1 protein-coding gene and 1 pseudogene are annotated in these 1,362 nt (G+C 47.5%); both read right to left on the bottom strand.

All coding sequences use genetic code 11. The features are described 5' to 3' along the window. Positions 1 to 252: 252 nt before the first annotated feature. Positions 253 to 819, bottom strand: coding sequence for a DUF4231 domain-containing protein (locus tag PX636_RS21140; RefSeq protein WP_288118716.1), 567 nt, complete (start codon positions 817 to 819; stop codon positions 253 to 255). Between the two features lie 51 nt (positions 820 to 870). Continuing rightward, positions 871 to 1,362 (bottom strand): annotated as a pseudogene (locus tag PX636_RS21145) (tetratricopeptide repeat-containing protein); the annotation flags it as partial.

The following is a 1,362-nucleotide window of genomic DNA, read 5'->3' on the forward strand; positions in this document are numbered from 1 at the left end:
CGAGAAAACTTTCACCAGCTAAGTATTTTTACTCAAGTCTCTGGAGGGGGACAGCTTATGTGACAGTTGAGGGTGCGGAATGTGGGATGGATTGTTTCTCCCTGCTCCCCGCTCCCCGCTCCCCACTATCCTATACTTTTTCAACAGGATTTGGTATCAGACCGCTGCCTAATATTATCTCAGGACTAAAAGGTTTTCTGGTGGAGAAATCGACCTAATTGACACTCCCATCGCTAAATATTCCTTGTCTTGCTACTGAGGTGGTGTTTTAGCGATTTCTGCTTGCTGTTTTGGCTTTTCTTTCTCCTGTACAACCTGGCTGAAATACCCTTCCACATCGCGCTGGATAATGTTTTCTACTTGTTGAGCAAAATCGGGATAGACTTCGGCGTGATTTTGGGCATGGCGATAAGAACCACTCAACTGGAGAAATTGCCAGCCCTCAATTTTCATCGCCTCTGCCGTGTTGCGATAGTGGCGATAGCGTTCGCCATAATGAAAGAACTCTTCAACGGCAGCACTGATAGCAACCACCTGACTTAAGCCAAAGGCGAGCCAACCGACTACTACTTGAACGTCATTGGCGTTGATATTAAGACTGACCAAGGCCGGAACAATCACCCCCCCGATAATTGTGAGCAGTCGGAGAAAATAGTATTGGTTGCGGGTTGTCTGGGCCCTGCCTTCTAGCCACAGTAATTGCTCGAGCCAGCGGGCTTTCATAAACTGCTTCTGTAAATCTGGCAAGTCAATCTGCTCGATCAAAGCACAGATTTCTTGCTGGAACTGCTCACGATAAAGTTTGGACTTTTTTGGCATAATATTTGTACTTTTAATCAGTTAGTAGAAAAAAATTTCGGCTCTGGTTTCTCAAGTTTCCCGATTTCCGATTCCCGCTCCTTGAGCTTTCCAATAATCAAACTTAGTTGTGTCTAGATGCTCGACAATCCCCCCCAATTGACGCACTTGCTTGACCATATCACCAGTCCCGCCACGTCCATCACCGCCTTTGCCATCCCAGAGGACAATCAACCGCACCCGCTCGATTCCGTAGATCAAACTGGAATAGAGCGCCCAACGATTGTTGCGCTCAAAGGAATTGCTTCCTTGCGGGACCGGTCCGATTCTTTCTGGTTGTAGGTTGAGTACGACCTGGGGATGATTCTTAATTCTATAGAAACGCTCTACCCAATCATCGCCGGCAAAGCTGACTGACTCTTCAATAAATTGAGCCGATTCAAAGGGCAGATAGACCTCGACTCTCATCTGGCGCTCTAAACAGGCTTCTAGAAACAGGATATCGCCCCCACAAGCGAGTCCCGGCACGATCGCCAGATCTCCGGCATCAGCTTTTAGATTATC

Source organism: Microcystis sp. M53598_WE2, from assembly GCF_030067735.1.
Lineage (GTDB): Bacteria > Cyanobacteriota > Cyanobacteriia > Cyanobacteriales > Microcystaceae > Microcystis > Microcystis aeruginosa.